The organism is Cellulosimicrobium sp. 72-3, assembly GCF_013127315.1.
In the GTDB taxonomy this organism is placed as follows: Bacteria; Actinomycetota; Actinomycetes; order Actinomycetales; family Cellulomonadaceae; genus Cellulosimicrobium; species Cellulosimicrobium funkei.
Genome location: NZ_CP053419.1, coordinates 2321558 through 2338704 on the forward strand (window position 1 = coordinate 2321558; position 17147 = coordinate 2338704).

At 75.1% G+C, this 17147-nt stretch carries 16 protein-coding genes; 13 read left to right on the forward strand and 3 right to left on the reverse strand.

The window, feature by feature from the left end:
• Positions 1-36: 36 nt before the first annotated feature.
• A complete protein-coding gene (locus HKK73_RS10535) occupies positions 37-1437 on the reverse strand; it encodes a hypothetical protein (RefSeq protein ID WP_171467959.1) in 1401 nt (466 codons plus the stop codon).
• Positions 1438-1446: 9 nt separating this feature from the next.
• A complete protein-coding gene (locus HKK73_RS10540; RefSeq protein ID WP_034654895.1) occupies positions 1447-1830 on the reverse strand; it encodes an SHOCT domain-containing protein in 384 nt (127 codons plus the stop codon).
• Between the two features lie 189 nt (positions 1831-2019).
• Here HKK73_RS10540 and HKK73_RS19105 point away from each other — a divergent pair, with 189 nt between their 5' ends.
• From HKK73_RS19105 to HKK73_RS10580, 8 genes are all read left to right on the forward strand, one after another.
• Positions 2020-2595, forward strand: coding sequence for an SHOCT domain-containing protein (locus HKK73_RS19105; protein ID WP_043659562.1), 576 nt, complete (start codon positions 2020-2022; stop codon positions 2593-2595).
• Positions 2596-2778: 183 nt separating this feature from the next.
• Entirely contained in the window at positions 2779-3816 is a 1038-nt protein-coding gene (locus HKK73_RS10550) for an ABC transporter substrate-binding protein (protein WP_021482976.1), read from the forward strand.
• Complete coding sequence (locus tag HKK73_RS10555; RefSeq protein ID WP_171467960.1) at positions 3813-4631, forward strand: ABC transporter ATP-binding protein; 819 nt, start codon at positions 3813-3815, stop codon at positions 4629-4631. Before HKK73_RS10550 ends, HKK73_RS10555 begins: the two co-directional genes overlap by 4 nt.
• A complete protein-coding gene (locus HKK73_RS10560) occupies positions 4628-5524 on the forward strand; it encodes an ABC transporter permease (RefSeq protein ID WP_081600323.1) in 897 nt (298 codons plus the stop codon). Before HKK73_RS10555 ends, HKK73_RS10560 begins: the two co-directional genes overlap by 4 nt.
• A 55-nt stretch (positions 5525-5579) precedes the next feature.
• A complete protein-coding gene (locus HKK73_RS10565) occupies positions 5580-6239 on the forward strand; it encodes a GntR family transcriptional regulator (protein WP_021483335.1) in 660 nt (219 codons plus the stop codon).
• Positions 6240-6316: 77 nt separating this feature from the next.
• Positions 6317-7273, forward strand: coding sequence for an Ldh family oxidoreductase (locus HKK73_RS10570; protein ID WP_171467961.1), 957 nt, complete (start codon positions 6317-6319; stop codon positions 7271-7273).
• A complete protein-coding gene (locus HKK73_RS10575) occupies positions 7270-8574 on the forward strand; it encodes an acyl-CoA thioesterase/BAAT N-terminal domain-containing protein (protein WP_171467962.1) in 1305 nt (434 codons plus the stop codon). Before HKK73_RS10570 ends, HKK73_RS10575 begins: the two co-directional genes overlap by 4 nt.
• A gap of 80 nt (positions 8575-8654) precedes the next feature.
• The gene (locus tag HKK73_RS10580; RefSeq protein ID WP_171467963.1) at positions 8655-9518 is read left to right on the forward strand and encodes a DUF1684 domain-containing protein; all 864 of its coding nucleotides are present in this window, start codon (positions 8655-8657) and stop codon (positions 9516-9518) included.
• Between the two features lie 81 nt (positions 9519-9599).
• Here HKK73_RS10580 and HKK73_RS10585 read toward each other — a convergent pair whose 3' ends face one another.
• The gene (locus tag HKK73_RS10585) at positions 9600-10736 is read right to left on the reverse strand and encodes a hypothetical protein (protein ID WP_157446624.1); all 1137 of its coding nucleotides are present in this window, start codon (positions 10734-10736) and stop codon (positions 9600-9602) included.
• A 251-nt stretch (positions 10737-10987) separates the two neighbouring features.
• Here HKK73_RS10585 and HKK73_RS10590 point away from each other — a divergent pair, with 251 nt between their 5' ends.
• The 5 genes from HKK73_RS10590 (at position 10988) to HKK73_RS10610 (ending at position 17142) form a co-directional block, all read left to right on the forward strand.
• On the forward strand, positions 10988-12337 hold the full coding sequence (locus tag HKK73_RS10590) for an extracellular solute-binding protein (protein ID WP_253705618.1): 1350 nt from the start codon (positions 10988-10990) through the stop codon (positions 12335-12337).
• A 1-nt stretch (position 12338) separates the two neighbouring features.
• Entirely contained in the window at positions 12339-13331 is a 993-nt protein-coding gene (locus HKK73_RS10595; RefSeq protein WP_232322557.1) for a carbohydrate ABC transporter permease, read from the forward strand.
• Complete coding sequence (locus HKK73_RS10600) at positions 13328-14287, forward strand: carbohydrate ABC transporter permease (RefSeq protein ID WP_085387839.1); 960 nt, start codon at positions 13328-13330, stop codon at positions 14285-14287. The genes HKK73_RS10595 and HKK73_RS10600 overlap by 4 nt, the downstream gene beginning before the upstream one ends.
• A 72-nt stretch (positions 14288-14359) precedes the next feature.
• Positions 14360-15553, forward strand: coding sequence for a zinc-dependent alcohol dehydrogenase (locus HKK73_RS10605; RefSeq protein WP_021482794.1), 1194 nt, complete (start codon positions 14360-14362; stop codon positions 15551-15553).
• Positions 15544-17142 carry an NAD(P)/FAD-dependent oxidoreductase gene (locus tag HKK73_RS10610; protein ID WP_249355911.1) on the forward strand — a complete coding sequence of 533 codons (1599 nt, stop codon included), beginning with the start codon at positions 15544-15546 and terminating at the stop codon, positions 17140-17142. The genes HKK73_RS10605 and HKK73_RS10610 overlap by 10 nt, the downstream gene beginning before the upstream one ends.
• Positions 17143-17147 lie beyond the last annotated feature (5 nt).

Here is a 17147-nt window from a genome sequence, read left to right on the forward strand (position 1 = left end):
CCGCAGGGCGAGCGGAGCGCGGGCTCGCCACGCGCCTCAGGCCGGCCCGGGACCGGGCGGCGGGGCGACGACGGCGGGCGGGCGGGCGAGGACCTCGACGACGACGAGCACGAGGCCCGCGACGAGCGCGACCCCGACGACGAGGCCGGGCGTCGGCGTGCCCGCGAGCAGCAGGACGAGCGCGGCGGCCGCCACGACGACGACGCGCACGAACGCCTTGTGCCGGCCGAGCCAGTCGCCGACGGGACCCGTCGAGACGCCCCGGCCCTCGCCCCAGCCGCGCACGGCGGCGCCCGCGCGCCCGAGCCCCGCGCGCAGGCTGCGGGCCGACGCGCTCGGCCCGCCCACGTACGCCGCCAGCGCGACCACGAGACCCAGCACGCCGACGGTGCGCAGCGTGAGGCGCAGGTAGCCGACGGCCTGGTCGAACACGACCTCCGCGGCGTCGAGCCGCAGCACCTGGCCCGAGAGCGCGCCGAGGTACAGGCCGCGCGCGACGGCGAGCCCGACGCCCAGCGCGACCATCGCCCCCGTGAGGGCGAGCCCGGCCACGACGAGCGCGCGCGAGCGGTGGTTCGCGACGAGGACGCCCGCGGCGAGCAGACCGAGCACGACCCACGGCAGCCACGTCGTGAGCGTCACGACCTGGGCGTACCGGTTCTGGAGCATGACGAGCTCGGCGGACTGCGCGACGGTGAACGTCGCGTCGACCGACGGGATGCGGGCCGCGACGTCCAGGCCGCGGTCCACGAGGCGTTCCTTGAGCAGGTCGATCAGGCCGGAGAGCTGGATCGACAGGCGGCCGTCGTCGCTCACCTGCAGGACGTCGCCGTCCTCGCCGCGCATCACGGCGACGAGCTGCTCGTGCGCCACGCGGTTCGCCTGGAGCCAGGCGCCCTCGAACGCGTCGCTCTCCACGAGCCGCGTCGCCGTCTCGTGCACGAGCGACTCGACGCCGCTCGTGAGCGGCGCCTCCAGCGCGGCGAGCGCGCGGGTCGCGCGCGGCGGGACGTCGCGCTCCTCCAGCCCGCCGACGAGGTCGTCGACGAGCGCGGCCACGTCGATGCGCGACATCACGACCTCGGTGAGCCGCCCGGCCACCGCGGACTGCACGACGGGGTCGCCCGCGAGCGGTCCGACCGTCGCGACGTAGCGGTCGGTGTCCGTGAGCTCGCGCTGCGCCCACGCCGAGACCGCGCCGAGCGGCGCGAGGAGCGCCCCGAGCGTGATGAGGACCGCGCACGCGGCGGCGCGCAGCCCGCGCCGGGGCCGCCGCGCCGCCTCCGGCGGGGTCGCGTCGCCGTCCGGGCCCGCGGGCGCCGCGGCGGCCGGCCGCTCCTCGAGCCGTCGGCGCAGCTCCGCGTTCTCGCGCTCCAGCGCGGCGAGGCGCGCGGCGACGGCGGACGCCTCGTGCCCCGGCGCGGTCTCGTCGGCCATCGCGCGTCCTCAGGCGAGCGCTCGGGCCTTGAGCCGGGCGAACTCGTCGGCGTCGATCGTGCCGGCGTCGTACAGCGCCTTGGCGTCCGCGATCTCGCTCGCCGGCGACCTGCCGGTGCCGGCGGTGGCCCGCACGTAGTCGTCCATGACCTGCCGACGCGCCTGCTGCTCCTCCGCGTGCCGCTCCGCCATGCCCCGCCCGCGCGCGATGACGTAGATCAGCGCGGACAGGTAGGGGACGAAGATCAGCGCGACGATCCACAGCGCCTTCCACCAGCCGCTGAGCGTCTTGTCACGGAACAGGTCCGCGACGATCTGGAACAGCACGACGAGGTAGGCGATGAAGAAGAACCACCACACCATGAGCCAGAACCAGTCCCAGAATCCGTCCATCGGGCACCCCTCGTGTCGGGTCACGGCGGGCCCGTGACGCTCCCACTGTGGAGCGGCCCCGGCGTCCGCGTGCTCACCCGTCGGGGGTAGTCGGCCGCCCGGCGCCGCGGGCCACCCCCGCCGGGTGATCCCGCCCGGGTCCGTGCCCGCGCATCCTGGACCGACGTGGGCGAGCCGGGAGAAGGACGCATGGACCGCACGACGCTGGTCGAGGTGACGGTGCTGGGGCCGGTGGTGCTGCCCGAGCCCGACCTCGCCGAGCTCGGCGTGCGCCGGTCCGTGGAGTGCACGCGGCTCGAGGCCCGGGTCCGCGACCAGGCCGCGCTGTACGGCCTCCTCCAGCGGCTCGCGGCGCTGGGGCTCGACCTCGTCGAGCTGCGCACCGCGGCGCCCGACGACCGGCCCGACGTCGAGCTCGTCGTCCGCGGCCCCGTGGGCGCGCTCGTGCAGCAGATGCTGGACGACGTCGGGCGTGCTCACCCGGCGTCGAGCACGACGTACCGAGTGCAGGACACCGACCTCGTCGGCGTGCTCGGCGCCGTGACCGGGCTGCCCGACGACGACCGGTCCGGCGCGCACGTCGGGCCGCACGGCGGGGCGCACGGCGGGGCGCACGACCCCGGGCACGGCGGGACGGCCGCCGGGGGCGCGTCCGCGATGGACGTGCGCATCGCGCAGCTGCGCGACCTCGCCGCGCTGCGGGACCGGGGCGTCCTCACCGACGCCGAGCTCGCGGAGCAGAAGGCGCGCGTCCTCGAGCCCTGAGGACGGCAGGCCGGGCGGGCGGGCCGCGCACGGTCGGCCGATGCCCCGTTCGGGGTTCTTTCGCGTTACGTCGTCCCACTGGGCGAGACGATGGGGGCCACGCTGGGGCCAACTGATGCACTAGCGCATAGTGGCAAGCACATCACGGCGCGCTTGCTCGTGTGTCAGACCCCAGGAGGACTCATGGCCATCTCACGCCGCTCGTCGGTCACCATCTCGCTCGTCGCGGCGGCAGGGATCCTGGCGGGCTGCGCGGGCGGGAGCGACCCGTCCGGCGGCGGGGACGACGCCGCGCCGCAGATCTCGTTCCTCTACTCCCCCTACGCGGACTACGCGCCGTTCTTCCTCGCGGAGGACAAGGGGTACTTCGAGGAGGCGGGCGTCGACGTCGAGCTCCTCGCCAAGGGCGGGACGTCGGGCGAGACCTACCAGCTCGTCAGCACGAACAACGTCACGGCCGGTGGCGCGACGTGGGGCGCGGGCCTGTTCAACGCGACCGAGGCCGGCGCGTCGCTCTCGGTCATCGCGAGCGTCTCGCGCGTGCCGGAGAGCGGGCCGAACCCGGCCCCGTTCGTCGTCGCGGCCGACTCCGGCATCACGTCGATCGAGCAGGTCGCCGGCAGCCGCGTCGGCATCCCCGGCGACGGCGGCTTCGGCATCTACTCGGTGGCCAAGGCGCTGGAGGCCGGCGGCCTCACGCTCGACGACGTCGAGCTCGTCAACGTCGGCCCGCCCGAGACGGGCCCCGCGCTCGTGGGCGGCTCGGTCGACGCCGCCTGGTCGATCGAGCCCATCTCGTCGTCGCTCGAGAGCGAGGGCATCGCGTCCGAGATCCTCCCGATCGACTACCACGCGGGCACCGAGCTCGGCGCCCTGGTGTTCAGCACCGAGTACGTCGACGAGCACCCCGACGCGGTCGTCGCGTTCACGGCCGCGTACCTGCGCGCCGCCGCGGAGCTCGAGGCGGGCGGCTGGGACGACCCGGCGAACCAGGAGATCATCGCGCGGTACACCGAGCTGCCGGTCGAGACGCTCACGTCGCTCGCGCTCACGGAGCAGGACCCGACGGGCGAGATCGACTGGGAGGACGTGCACGCCCAGGAGCAGTTCTTCCGCGACCGCGGCACGCTCGAGTACGAGGGCGAGGCGGACGTCGAGAGCATCTTCCGCGCCGACCTTCTCGAGCAGGCGCGCGAGCGGGCCGCGGAGCTCGGCTCGTGACTGCCGTCTCCGTCGAGGGCCTCTGGAAGGGGTTCCACGACCGTCGCCGCGACGACGTGCTCGTCGCGCTCCAGGACGTGTCGCTCACCATCGAGGACAACGAGTTCGTCTGCGTGCTCGGACCCTCCGGGTGCGGCAAGAGCACCCTCCTGCGCATCCTCGCGGGCCTGGAGGATGCCGACCGCGGCACGGTGACGATGGCGGCGCGCCCGTCCGTCGTCTTCCAGGACCACGGCGTGCTGCCGTGGCTCACGGTCGAGCAGAACGTCGAGTACCCCCTGCGCCTGCGCGGCGTGCGGCGCTCGGCCCGGCGCGAGCGCGTCGCCCCGCTGCTGGACATGGTGGGTCTCACGGAGTTCCGCGGCTTCTACCCGCACCAGCTCTCGGGCGGCATGCGGCAGCGCACGTCGGTCGCCCGGGCGCTGGCCGACGACGGCGCGACCCTCCTCATGGACGAGCCGTTCGGCGCGCTCGACGAGCAGACGCGCGTCGTGCTGCAGCAGGAGCTGCTGAAGATCTGGTCGCAGACCTCGCGGTCGGTGCTCTTCATCACGCACAGCGTCGACGAGGCGCTCGTGCTCGCGGACCGCGTCGTCGTCATGTCCGCGCGGCCCGGGCGCATCCTCGCCGACGTGCGGGTCCCCTTCGACCGCCCGCGCGACATCCTCGAGCTGCGCCGCGACCCGCGCCACGGCGAGATCACCTACGAGCTGTGGCGGCTCCTGCGGGACGCCGAGGCACAGGACGCTGCGGCGCAGGACGGGGCGGGAGCGGACGAGCGCTCCGCCGCGGGCGTCCGGGAGGCGGTCGCATGACGACCCCCACGGACGAGCGCGCCCCCGTCCGCCCGGGCGGCCACGCCGCGCCGGGCGGCGCCCCGGACGCGCCCCACGACGCCGACGACCGCACGGCCGAGATCACGCGCGAGCTGACCGAGGAGCTGCGCCGCCGGCGGACGGGTCGCCTCGTGCGGGTCGTCGGGCCCTTCACGCCGCTCCTGCTCCTCGCGGTGTGGGAGCTCGCGAGCCGGACGAACGTGCTCGACGCGCGGTTCTTCCCGCCGCCGTCGTCGATCGCCGAGACGTTCGCGCAGCTCGTCGGGAGCGGCGAGCTCTTCGAGCACGCGGGCATCACGCTCACGCGCATCGCGATCGGGTTCGTGCTCGGCGCCGTGCCCGGGCTGGTCCTCGGGATCGCGCTCGGGTCGGTCACGACGCTGCGCACGCTCCTCGGGCCGATCTTCGCGAGCCTGCTGCCCGTGCCCAAGGTCGCGATCTTCCCGCTGCTGCTCCTCGTGTTCGGCCTCGGCGAGGCGAGCAAGTACGTGATCGTCGCGATCGGCGTGTTCTTCTACGTCTTCTACAACGCGATGGGCGGCGTGCTCCAGACGCCGCAGATCTACTTCGACGTGGCGACCGCCAACGGCGCGGGCCGGCTCCAGCGCTGGCGCACGGTCGCGCTGCCCGCCGCGCTGCCGAGCATCTTCACCGGGCTCAAGCTCGCGGTGGGCGGCGCGTTCGTCATCATCGCGGCCTCGGAGTTCGTCGGGTCGCGCAACGGCCTGGGCTACCTCATCTGGAGCTCGTGGACGACGTTCGCCGTCGCGAAGATGTACGTGGGCATCGTCACCATCTCCGTGCTGGGCTACCTCTCCACGACCCTGGTCACGGTGCTCGAACGACGTCTCGTGCCCTGGTCCCGTCAGTAGGAGGCAGCATGAACCCACCCCACCACGACCCGTCCCGCGTGCCCGGGGCCGGCGCATGAGCGTCGTCCCGGCCGCGGACCGGATTTACCACGAGCTGCGGCGCCGGATCATCTTCACCGAGCTGCGCCCCGGTGAGGAGATCGACGTCACGGAGACGGCGTCCGAGTTCGGGACGTCGCGCACGCCGGTGCGCGACGCGCTGCACCGCCTCGACCACGACGGCCTCGTGGACGTGCGCCCGCGCGCGCTGTGCCGCGTCGCCCCGGTCACCCTCAAGACGCTCGTCGACGTGCTCGACGTGCGCGAGGCGACGGGACCGATGGCGACGCGCCTCGCGGCCGCCCATGCGAGCCCGGCCGAGGTCGACGAGCTCGCGGCGATCGCCGAGGGCACGTACCCGCAGGCGCAGGACGTGCAGTCGATCCTGTCGGCGTCGCACCTGTTCCACTGCCGGGTCGCGAAGTACTCGCGCAACCCCCGGCTGCACGCGATCACCGAGCTCGCGCTCGAGGACCTGGAGCGGGCGTTCCGGCTCTGCGGGCGCCAGCCGCTGGAGCCCGGGCCGCCGCTCGACGACCACCGGCTCCTCATCGAGGCGCTCCGCGCGGGCGACGGCGAGCGCGCGGCCCGCCTCGAGCTCGAGCACATCCGTCGCGGTCGCAGCGTCGTCATGGGCCTCGCGATCGACTCCGGGGCGTTCTTCGGCGACGACTGAGCGTCCCCGCGCGACGACCCGCGCGTCCCGCCCCACCCGCACGACCCGACCCACCGCCACCACCCGAGAGGACCGCCGTGCCCGCCACCCCCACCGTGCGCGTCGACGCCGCGGCCGCCCGTGCCCGGGCCCGCGCGGCGCTCGCCGCCCACGACCCCGCCGACGCCGACCTCGCGGCCCGCGCCGTCGTCGCGGGGGACGCGTCGGGGTGGCCGGAGTTCGGCCTCGCGCTCCTCGTCCGCGAGCTGCGGGACGCGCGCGAGCGGACGACGACGGGGCGCGCCGGGACCGGGGCGCCGTCCGCCGTCGTGACCGGGGCGACCGCGACGCTGGACGCGCACGACCTCCCCGGGCCGGTCGCGCTCGCCGCGGCGGTCCGCCGGGCGGCGGGGCTCGCCCGCGGCCTCGGCGTCGGCGTGGTCGCCGTGCGCCACGCGGGCGGGACGGGGCGCGTCGGCGCGTACGTCCGCGCGCTCGCCGAGGACGGGCTGGTCGGGGTCGCGCTCGCCCAGTCCCCCGCGACCGTCGCCCCGTACGGCGGGACCGCGCCCGTGGTCGGCACGAACCCGCTCGCCGTGGCGGTGCCGCGGGCCGGGCAGGGTCGTGCGCTCGTCGTGGACGCCGCGACGAGCGCCGTCACGCTCGCCGACGCGCGGCGCCGCGCCCGGGAGGGCACGCCCCTGCCCGACGGCGCGGCGCTCGGCCCCGACGGCGAGACCACCCGGGACGCGGCTGCCGTCGGCGCGCTGCTCCCCGCGGGGCTGCTCGGGTCCCTCCTCGGTCTCACGGTGGAGGCGCTCGCCGGGCTGCTGACCGGGGCGCGCGGCGACGCCGTGGGCCGCGGTCTCTGGGTGCTCGCGCTGGACCCCCGCGCGTTCGGCGCCGAGGACCTCGCCGACCGGGCCGACCGCCTCGGCGACGACTGGACGCGCGCCGGAGGGCGCGTCCCGGGCGACCGGCCGGACGCGGAGACGTTCGACGTCGACCGCGACGTCTGGGACGCGCTGGACCCGGCGACGGGAGGCACGCCGTGACGCTCCGGCTCACCGTCAGCCCCGCCGACGACCTGCTCGACGTCCCCCGCCGCATCGAGGTGACCGGCGCCGCCCCGGGCGCGCTCGTCACGGTCCGCGCGACGACGGACCGCTCCGGGACCGCGTGGTCCGCCCGCGCGACCTACCGCGCGGACCGGTCAGGCACCGTCCTGCTCGACCGCGACCCGCCGATGTCCGGCGACTACGGGCGCGTCGACGGGATGGCGCTCCTCACGTCGCAGCGGCTCGACCCGACGCCCGGCACAGCGGCCGGCCGGCCGGCCGCGACCGACGTCTCGCGCCCGCTGCGCACGCGCCTCGAGGCGTGGGACGAGTCCGACGCCACGCAGCGCGCGACGGCCGACCTCGTGCAGCGCTGGACCGGGCCCGGGGTGCGACGGCGCGAGGTCCGCGAGGACGGGCTCGTCGGCACGCTCTTCGTGCCGCAAGGCGACGGTCCGCACCCGACGATCGTCGTGCTCAACGGCTCCGGCGGGGGGATCAACGAGCAGCGCGGCGCGCTCTACGCGTCGCGCGGCGTGCAGGCGCTCGCGCTCGGCTACTTCGGCGTTCCCGGGCTGCCCGACCACATCACCCGCACGCCGTTGGAGTACTTCGAGACCGCGCTGCACCACGTGCACCGCGAGCTCGCGCCGCGCGGCGGCGTCGTCGTGGTGAGCGGCCAATCGCGGGGCGGCGAGCTCGCGCTCCTGCTGGGCGCCACCTACCCCGGCCTGGTGGGCGCCGTCGTCGCCTACGTGCCCGGGGCCCACGTGCACGGCTCCCAGGGCGCCGCGGACCCCGCGCAGGGGTGGGACTCCCCCACGTGGACGCTCGACGGCGAGCCGCTCCCGCACCTGTGGCAGGACAACCCCGGCGTGACGTGGCAGCCGTGGACGGGCGGGCCGCCCCCGGACCGGTACCGCGACGTCTACGTCGACGGCCTGCGCGACCGCGAGTTCGCCAGCGCGTCGCGCATCCCCGTCGAGCGCGTCGCGGGCCCCGTCGCGTGCGTCTCCGGCATGGCCGACGGCCTGTGGCCCTCGAGCATGTACGCCCGCCAGGTCGTCGAGACGCTGCGCGCCGCGGGCCACGCCCACGAGACGCTGCTGCTCGACTACCCCGATGCGGGCCACTCGATCGCCCTGCCGCACCTCCCCGTCGCGCAGGGCCCGACGCGCCACCCCGTGTCCGGCATCGAGCTGTCGGCCGGCGGGACCCCCGCGGGCAACGCGTTCGCCGACGCCGACTCGTTCGCGCAGGTGTGCGCGTTCGTGGAGCGCGCGACGCGCGTGCCCTGACCTGCGCCCCGACCCTGTCCCGACCTGTGACCCGACCTGTGACGCGACCCGTGACCCGAAACCCCGACGAGAGGACCGACATGTCCGCAGTGAGCGCCGAGTACCGCCAGGAGTGGGAGCGGTGGCACCGCGCCCGGATCGACGAGCTGACGAGCCCCTACGGGTGGATGTCCATGGTCAGCCAGGACTGGCTGACGAGCGACGAGCCGCTGCAGGTCGAGGGCGTGCCCGGCACCTGGTCGGTCCAGGACGACGAGGTCGTGTACACGCCCGACGGCAGCGGGGAGACGGTCACGCTCGACGGCGCCCCCGTGACCTCGCCGACGCCCGTGTCGACCGGCCACAAGTACTCCCTCGTGCCCGCGTTCTACGGCGACCTGCGCGTCGAGACCATCCGCCGCACCGACGCGACCGGCCGCCAGATCTTCGGCGTGCGCGTCCGCGACCCGCGCGAGGCGGCCCGCAAGCGTCTCGACGACATCGAGACGTTCCCGCTCGACGAGCGGTGGGTCCTCCCGGCGCGGTTCACGCGGACGGCCGAGCAGGCGTCGGACTACCCGACGGTCGAGCGCGGCGTGTTCGAGGAGCAGCGCGTGATCGGCACCGTGACGTTCACCCTGGACGGGACGGAGCACACGCTCCTCGTCGCCGGGCGCCCGGACGACGACACGGGCATCGAGCGCGGCAACGCGCACTTCACGGACACCACGAGCGGCAAGGAGACCTACGGCAACGGCCGGCTCGTGCGCGTCCCCGACACCGAGCGGGACGGCGACACCGTGGTCGACCTCAACCGCGCCTTCTCCTTCCCGTGCGCGTTCACGAACTTCGTCACGTGCCCGCTCGCCCCGGCGCAGAACCGGCTGCCGGTCGCGGTGACCGCGGGCGAGAAGAAGCCGCCGCTCCAGATCGACCGCATCCAGACCTTCGCGCAGGCCTCCTGACCCGTCCGCGCGACGCCCCCGACGGCGGGCGACCGGCGCGTCCGGTCGCCCGCCGTCGTCGTCCCGGCGGCCTCCCCGGCGTCAGCCGGCCGTCAGCACCGCCACGCCGCGCCGCAGGGCGAGCACGACCGCGCCCGCGACGAAGTAGTCCTGGTCGTCCTCGCGGCGCGCCGCCCGGACGCCGTCGTGCAGCTCCTGCGTCCGCGCCGAGAGCTCGCGCAGCGCGTCCGCGTCGGCGGGCTCCGTGCCGACGGACCGCAGCGCACCGGCGTAGGCGTCCAGGGCGCGGGCCGCGAGCGGCCGCAGGCGGGCGCCGAGCGCGGGGTCGTCGCGGTCCTCGCGCTCCCACTCGACGAGCAGCCGGACGAGCGACTCGACGACGTCGGCCGACCCCTCGAGCTCCTGCGCGCGCCGCACCTGCGACGCGGCCCAGTCGCGGTGGCGACGCAGCCGGATGTTGGCGCGCGCGGCCTCCCGGGTCCGCGCGACGGCGTCGCGCGCGCGGGTGAGCGTCGGCTCCACCTCGCGCCGCCGCTCCTCCCACTCCTCCGCCGACGGCGGGCGCTCGCCCGCGAGACCGTCGCCGAGCGCCTCGACCTGGTCGACGAGCGTGTCGCGCAGCCCGTCGAGGGCTTCCTCGGTCGGGGTGAGGGGCAGCGGGGGCACGAGCAGGTTGATGACGACGCCGATTCCCGCACCCACGACCACGAGACCGGCGTACGCGCCGACGAACTCGACCTTCGCGTCGTTGCCGATGATGAGCACGAACAGGGCCGACGTGACCGCCCACGTGCCCATCTCGCCGAACCGCCGCCACCCCGCGCACAGGAGCGCGAGGCCCACGACGACCGCCACGGACAGCGCGCTCGGGGCGAGGACGACGTCGACGCCGCGGGCGATCGCCGCGCCGACGAGGATCGCGAGGATCGCCTGGGTCGACTCGCGGACGGAGCGCGCGAGCGTGCTCGTCGTCGCGACGACCGCGCCGAGCGGGGCGTAGTAGGGGTACTCGGAGAACGGGGCCGGGGCAAGGACCCCGACGTACCACGCGACGGCCGCGGCGAGCGCCCCCTTGACGGCCAACGACCACCGGGGGTGGCGCACCCACTGCCGCTGCGCGGCCGTGACCGCGCGGCGCGCCCGTGTCCCTGCCTCCACCACCCGGGGTGCCCGGGCCGCGGGCGGGGTCGGTCCCGTCCTGCTCTCGTCTCGTGCCACGGGACGAGGGTGCCCCGCCCGGCGGGAGCCCGCACGCGCGCCCCGCCGTCCACGCGCCGGGCGCCGGGCCCGAGCAGCGGTTCGAGGTGTGAGCGGGCAGAGCCGGTGCTTCACTGGCGGCGTCGGTGCAGAGAAACGCCGACGCCGTCGAGAACACGGTGGCGTCGCGCACCCCTGCCGTCCGCCCCGTGGCTCCCACGAGGAGGCAGATGATGGTCCGCCGACGCGGCGCGGCAGCCGCAGGAACGAGCATGGTGGTCGCGGCCCTGGCCCTGACGGGCTGTGCGCAGGGCACCGGTGACGACGGCTCGGACGTCGACTTCACGGCCGACGGGTCGCCGTCGGGCGAGCTCTCGGTCATGGGTTTCGGGACCGGCGACGAGATCGGCGAGGTCCGCTACGACCGCGCCGTCGAGGGCCTCGACGACGTCGACGTGCGCCTCTCGGAGGGCGAGCTCGACATCCAGGCCTTCCTCTCGGCGGTCGCGTCGGGCAACCCGCCGGACGTGGTGTACGCGAACCGCGACCAGATCGGCACGTTCGCGTCGCGCGACGCGATCCTCCCGCTCGACGAGTGCGTCGCGGCCGAGGAGATCGACATGGACGCGTTCGTGGACACCGCCGTCGACCAGGTGACGTTCGACGGCAGCGTGTACGGGATCCCCGAGTTCAACCAGGTCCAGGTGACGATGGCGAACGCCGACCTGCTCTCCGCGGCCGGGCTCACCGTCGAGGACGTCAACGGCTCGGACCGCGAGGCCGTCACGGCGGCGAACGAGGCGCTCCTGCGCATCGACGGCGGGACGCTGAGCGTCATCGGGTTCGACTCGAAGCTGCCCGAATTCCTCCCGCTGTGGTCGAAGGCGGTCGGCGCCGACCTGCTCTCCGAGGACGGCCGCACCGCGCAGCTCGACGCCCCCGAGGTCGTCGAGTCGCTCGAGTGGGCGGTGGGGATCTACGACGCCCAGGGCGGCTTCCCGGCGGTCAAGACGTTCCGCGACTCCGCCGACTTCTTCGGCGCCGGGAACCAGTTCGCGACCGACGCGCTCGGCGCGATGCCGATGGAGCAGTGGTACATCAACGTGCTCAACGAGTCGTCGCCGGACGCCCCCATGGCGTTCGACGCCGTGCGCACGCCCGACGGCGACGCGATCGCGTTCGCGTCCGGCTCCGCCTGGGCGGTCCCGCGCGGGAGCGAGAACCCCGCGGCGGCGTGCCGGTTCGCGCGCCTCATGACGGAGACGGACGCCTGGGTCGAGGCGGCGCAGGCGCGCGCCGACGCGCGTGCGCAGGACGGCCTGGTCTTCACGGGCGTCCTCACCGGCAACGAGGAGGCGGACCAGCAGATCCGTGACGACCTCGTGCCCGACGACGCGCCCCAGCCGTGGCAGGACGCGATCGACGCGATGTACGAGGCGAACGACGCGACCTTCGCGCTCCCGGCGAACCCCGCGGACAACGAGTTCGAGACCGCGTGGCAAGACGCGGTGAACCGCGTGCTCAACGGCCAGCAGGAGCCGGCCGAGGCGCTCGCGCAGGCCCAGGACGAGGCGCAGAAGGCGCTCGACGACGCCTGGGCGCAGTGGGACGAGGAGGACTGAGGTGGCGGCAGCCGACGTCGCGCCGACCCTGCCGACCCCTCCCCCGGCGTCGGACGGCCACCGCACGGCGCCGGGCGGTCGCCGCCCGCGCCTGAGCGCGTCCGCGCGGCGGGAGCGCAACGCGGCGCTGCGCTTCATCAGCCCGTGGATCGTCGGGTTCCTCGTGTTCACGGCGTGGCCGATCCTCTACAGCGCCTACCTGTCGCTCACGGACTACGACGTCATCAACGACCCGACGTTCGTCGGTCTCGACAACTACCGGGAGATGGCGCAGGACCCGAAGGTCGCGCTGTCGCTGTGGAACACGCTCGTCTACACGGTGGTCCAGGTGCCCCTCTACACGGTCGTGGCGCTCGCGCTCGCTCTGCTCCTCAACCAGGCGGGCCGGTCGGCCGGCTTCTTCCGCACCGCGTTCTTCATCCCCAAGATGACGCCGCCGGTCGCCGTCGGCGTGCTGCTCCTGCTGCTGTTCAACGGCCAGTACGGCGTCGTCAACCAGGTGCTGTCCTGGTTCGGCGTCCAGGGGCCGTCGTGGACGACCGACCAGGCCTGGATCAAGCCAGGGCTCGTGCTCATCAGCCTCTGGACCGTCGGGTCGGCCGTGATCATCCTGCTCGCGGCCCTGCGCAACGTGCCGAACGACCTGTACGACGCCGCGCGCGTCGACGGGGCGGGGTTCTGGCGCCGGACGCGCGCCGTCACGGTGCCGATGATCAGCGGCGCGCTGTTCTTCGTCGTCGTCATCAACACGATCGCCGGGTTCCAGATGTTCACCGAGGCGTACTCGGCCTACTTCGGCGCCGGCAACTCCACCTACCGCAACGACGCCGCGCTGTTCTACGTGATCTACCTCTTCCAGGAGGGGTTCCAGGAGCTCCACATGGGGTACGCGTCGGCGCTCGCCTGGCTGCTGTTCGTCGTCATCATGCTCGTCACGCTCGTCCAGCTCGTCGTGTCCCGACGGCTCGTCTACTACGAGGGGGAGCAGCGATGACCACCGCACCCTCGTTCCCCCGCCCCGCCGTGAGCGGCCCGGGCGCCGCGCCGGACCCGGCCACCGGCGCGCCCGAGGCGCAAGGGCCGCCGCCCCCCGCCCGGACGCGCGGCGCCGGGCGCGGGCCGCGCCGCCGGTGGCTGCGCGCCGTCGTGCTCGCCGCGCTCGTGCTCGCCACGGTCGCGTTCGTGTACCCGCTGCTGTGGCTGCTCTCCGCGTCGTTCAAGCCTCGCGCCGAGGTGTTCGACAACCGGCTCGTGCCGCGCACGTTCACGCTCGACAACTACGTGACCGTCTGGCAGGAGGCGCCGCTCGCGCTGTGGCTCGGGAACACCGTCGTCGTCACCGTGCTCGCGGCGGGCCTCGTCACGGTGTCGAGCGCGCTGGTCGCGTGGGGCTTCGCGTTCTTCCGCTTCCGCGGCCGGGGCGCCCTGTTCGCGCTCGTGCTCGCGACCATGATGCTGCCGGGCGCCGTGACGATGATCCCCACGTTCCTCATCTGGAACCAGCTCGGGCTCGTGGGGACGAACGTGCCGCTGTGGGCGGGGAACCTGTTCGCGAGCGCGTTCTACGTGTTCCTGCTGCGGCAGTTCTTCCTCGGCCTGCCGCGCGAGCCGTTCGAGGCCGCGCGCCTCGACGGCGCGAACAACTGGCAGATGTTCTGGCGCATCGCGGTGCCGCTGTGCCGGCCCGCCCTCGTCCTGACGCTCCTCTTCGAGGCCCAGGCAGCCTGGACGGACCTCATGCGCCCGCTCATCTACCTGCAGGACTCGTCGACGTTCACCATCCCGCGCGGCCTCAAGGCGCTCATCGACCAGTTCGGCCCCGGCGGCGAGTCGCAGTGGGAGGTCGTCGTCACGGCCTCCGTCATCACGACCCTCCCGATGATCCTCCTCTTCTTCCTCGGCCAGCGGCACTTCGTCGAGGGGGTGGCGACGACGGGGAGCAAGGGCTGAGCCCGCCGTCCCCACCACGCACGCGCACCACGCACCACGCACACGCACCACCCACGGAAGGACGGCAGCACCATGCGAGCACTGACCTGGCAGGGACGCGAGAAGGTGAGCGTCGAGGACGTGCCCGACCCCCGGATCGAGCAGCCCACGGACGCGATCGTGCGCGTCACGTCGACCGCGATCTGCGGCTCCGACCTGCACCTGTACGGGGTGCTCGGGATGTTCCTCGACTCCGGCGACGTCCTGGGCCACGAGGCCATGGGCGTCGTCGAGGAGGTCGGGCCCGAGGCGGGGAACCTCCGGGTCGGCGACCGCGTCGTCGTCCCGTTCAACATCGCGTGCGGGCACTGCTGGATGTGCGAGCGCGGGCTGCAGACCCAGTGCGAGACGACGCAGGTCCGGTCGCAGGACAAGGGCGCCGCGCTCTTCGGGTACACCAAGCTCTACGGCCAGGTGCCCGGCGGGCAGGCCCAGTACCTGCGCGTGCCGCAGGCCCAGTACGGGCCGGTCGTCGTGCCCGACGACGGCTCCCCGGACGAGCGCTACCTCTACCTCTCCGACGTCGTGCCCACCGCGTGGCAGGCCGTCGAGTACGCCGACGTGCCGCCCGGCGGCACGGTCGTGGTGCTGGGGCTCGGCCCGATCGGGCAGATGTCCGCCCGGATCGCGCTGCACCGCGGCGCGTCCCGCGTCGTCGGGATCGAGCGCGTGCCGGAGCGGCGCGCGATGGCCGAGCGTCACGGCGTCGAGACCCTCGACCCGTCGGCGGTCGACGACCTCGTCGGCGCGGTGCGCGACCTCACGTCGGGCCGCGGTGCGGACTCCGTCATCGACGCCGTCGGGATGGAGGCGCACGGCTCCCCCGTCGCCGAGGCCACCCAGAAGGTCGTCGGCGTCCTGCCCGACGCGCTCGCCGCGCCCCTCACCGAGCGCGCCGCGACCGACCGCCTCGCGGCCCTCTACACCGCGATCGACCTCGTCCGCCGCGGCGGCACGATCTCGATCTCCGGCGTCTACGGCGGGGCGAAGGACCCGCTGCCCATGATGCAGCTCTTCGACAAGCAGGTGACCCTGCGCATGGGCCAGGCGAACGTGCGCCGCTGGACCGACGACGTCCTCCCCCTCGCCGCCGACGTCTCCGACCCGCTCGGCGTGCTGGATTTGCGCACGCACCGGCTGCCGCTCGAGTCGGCGCCCGACGCGTACCGCACGTTCCAGCGCAAGGAGGACGGCTGCATCAAGGTCGTGCTCGACCCGTGGGCCTGACCACCGTCGACGCCGTCGTGGTCGGGGCGGGGCCCAACGGCCTCGTCGCCGCGAACGCGCTCGCCGACGCCGGGTGGGACGTGCTCGTCCTCGAGGCGCAGGAGACGTACGGCGGCGCGGTCCGCTCCGCCGAGGTCGCGGCGCCGGGGTACGAGACGGACCTCTTCAGCGCGTTCTACCCGCTCGCCGCGGGGTCGCCCGTGATCCGGGGACTGCACCTCGAGGAGCACGGCCTCACGTGGTCCCGCGCCCCGGACGTCCTCGCGCACGCCCTCGACGACGGCGGTGCCGCCGTCCTGCGCGCCCGCGCCGAGGACACGGCCGCCGGGCTCGACGAGGTCGCACCCGGCGACGGCGACGCGTGGCTCGAGCTCGTGGCGGGCTGGGACCGCGTGCGCGACCCGCTCCTCGACGCGCTGTTCAGCCCGCTCCCGGCGGCCGGGCCGGTGCTGCGCGTGCTGCGCCGGCTCGGCGCGGCGGGCACGCTCGACCTGGCCCGGCTCGCCGTCCTGCCCGTGCGCCGCCTGGCCGACGAGACGTTCCGCGGCGAGGGGGGCGGCCTGCTGCTCACCGGCAACGCCATGCACGCCGACGTCCCGCCCGACGCCGCGGGCAGCGGCGTGTTCGGCTGGCTGCTCGCCATGCTCGGCCAGGACGTGGGCTTCCCCGTACCGACCGGGGGTGCCGGCCGGCTCCCCGACGCGCTCGTCTCCCGGCTGCGCGCCCGCGGGGGCGACGTCGTCACCGGCGCGCGGGTCGAGCGCGTGCACGTGGTGCGCGGTCGCGCGGTCGGCGTGAGCACGGCCGACGGGCGGCACGTGCGCGCCCGCCACGCCGTGCTCGCCGACGTCAGCGCGCCCGCGCTCTACCTCGACCTCGTCGGCGCCGACCGGCTCCCGGCGCGGCTCGTGCGCGACCTCGGCCGGTTCCAGTGGGACCACCCGACCGTGAAGGTGAGCTGGGCGCTCGACCGGCCCGTGCCGTGGACCGCGCCCGGGGCGCGCGGTGCGGGCACGGTGCACCTCGGCGTCGACCGGGCGGGGTTCGTCGACGTCGCGGCCTCGCTCTCGCGCGGCCACGTCCCCGAGCGGCCGTTCCTCGTCCTCGGGCAGATGACGACGTCGGACCCCACGCGGTCGCCCGCGGGCACGGAGTCGGCGTGGGCCTACACGCACGTGCCGCACGGCGTCCCGTGGACGCGCGAGCGCGTCACGGACGAGGTGCGCCGCGTGGAGGACGCGGTCGAGCGGGTCGCGCCCGGCTTCTCCGACACGGTCGTGGGTCGCTTCGTGCAGACCCCGGCCGACCTGGAGGCGGCCGACGCGAACCTCGCGGGCGGGGCGATCAACGGCGGCACGTCGGCCGTCCACCAGGAGCTCTTCCTGCGCCCGACGCCCGGCCTCGGCCGCCCCGAGACGCCCGTCGCGTCGCTCTACCTCGCGAGCGCGTCCGCCCATCCCGGCGGCGGGGTCCACGGGGCGTGCGGGTGGAACGCGGCGCGGGCCGCTCTCGCCGCCGCCGGACCGCGCGGGTCGCTGCGCCGCGCGCTCGTGCGCACCGCGTGGGCACGGCTGCTGCGCGACCCCTGACGCGG

What these genes read in the sequence shown, in the direction of transcription:
- HKK73_RS10535 (WP_171467959.1), bottom strand. Translation starts at nt 1,437, where the DNA reads ATGGCCGACGAGACCGCGCCGGGGCACGAGGCGTCCGCCGTCGCCGCG.
- HKK73_RS10540 (WP_034654895.1), bottom strand. Translation starts at nt 1,830, where the DNA reads ATGGACGGATTCTGGGACTGGTTCTGGCTCATGGTGTGGTGGTTCTTC.
- HKK73_RS19105 (WP_043659562.1), top strand. Translation starts at nt 2,020, where the DNA reads ATGGACCGCACGACGCTGGTCGAGGTGACGGTGCTGGGGCCGGTGGTG.
- HKK73_RS10550 (WP_021482976.1), top strand. Translation starts at nt 2,779, where the DNA reads ATGGCCATCTCACGCCGCTCGTCGGTCACCATCTCGCTCGTCGCGGCG.
- HKK73_RS10560 (WP_081600323.1), top strand. Translation starts at nt 4,628, where the DNA reads ATGACGACCCCCACGGACGAGCGCGCCCCCGTCCGCCCGGGCGGCCAC.
- HKK73_RS10565 (WP_021483335.1), top strand. Translation starts at nt 5,580, where the DNA reads ATGAGCGTCGTCCCGGCCGCGGACCGGATTTACCACGAGCTGCGGCGC.
- HKK73_RS10580 (WP_171467963.1), top strand. Translation starts at nt 8,655, where the DNA reads ATGTCCGCAGTGAGCGCCGAGTACCGCCAGGAGTGGGAGCGGTGGCAC.
- HKK73_RS10590 (WP_253705618.1), top strand. Translation starts at nt 10,988, where the DNA reads ATGGTGGTCGCGGCCCTGGCCCTGACGGGCTGTGCGCAGGGCACCGGT.
- HKK73_RS10600 (WP_085387839.1), top strand. Translation starts at nt 13,328, where the DNA reads ATGACCACCGCACCCTCGTTCCCCCGCCCCGCCGTGAGCGGCCCGGGC.
- HKK73_RS10605 (WP_021482794.1), top strand. Translation starts at nt 14,360, where the DNA reads ATGCGAGCACTGACCTGGCAGGGACGCGAGAAGGTGAGCGTCGAGGAC.